This is a genomic window from Sandarakinorhabdus sp. (genome assembly GCF_051860625.1).
GTDB lineage: Bacteria > Pseudomonadota > Alphaproteobacteria > Sphingomonadales > Sphingomonadaceae > Sandarakinorhabdus.
On record NZ_JBHYDQ010000031.1, the window covers coordinates 1 to 744 of the forward strand.

The following is a 744-nucleotide window of genomic DNA, read 5'->3' on the forward strand; positions in this document are numbered from 1 at the left end:
CCGCCACGCTGCCGGCGGTGACCTGGATATCAAGATCATTGCCGGCACTGATGCTGGCAAACTGCGCGTCAGCGCTGACCAGGATGAAGTCCCCACCCGCCATCGCGCTGCCCAACTGGGCACTGCCAACGGTCAACTGGCTGCTGCCCGTGGTGACCAGGTCCCCGCCAACCGCGAACAGCCCGCTGCTGACAACCACCGCCGAACCCGCACTCAGGCTGCCAAGGCTGGCACTGCCAACCGACAGTTCCGTGGCACCCGTGGTGACAAACGCGCCGCTGACGTCCAGCGCGCCACTGGTGGCGATCTGTGCCGTGCCCGCACTCAGGCTGACAAGGCTGGCACTGCCAACCGACAGTTCCGTGGCACCCGTGGTGTTCAGCGCGCCGCTGATCACAAGTGCGCCGCCAGTGGCGATCTGCGCCGAACCCGCATCAGCGCTGGCCAGCATCAGCGGCCCGCCGCTGCTCACATTGATCGCGCCGGTGGCGGTGATGGCGCCCAGATCAGCGCTGGTCGCTGCCGTGATCGCCACATCATCGCTGCTGGTCAGTGCGCCGAACTGCACGCTGCCGGCCTCGATCTGGGTCAGCCCCGCCGTGATCGCGCCGCCGAGGTTGATGAGGCCGCTGGCGCGCAGGTCAAGCGGGCCGGGCACACTCAGCGTGCCGGCGACGACGATGTCGCCATTGATCGGCCCCGTGCTGGTGGCCAGCAGGCCGGCATAGTCGGGCGCTGCCGGAT

Annotated in this window: 1 protein-coding gene; it reads right to left on the minus strand. The window is 68.5% G+C overall.

All coding sequences use genetic code 11. The features are described 5' to 3' along the window. Nucleotides 1-744 (minus strand): hypothetical protein (locus tag ACTIEZ_RS15420; protein WP_439547575.1); only part of this gene is annotated, 744 nt, incomplete at both ends.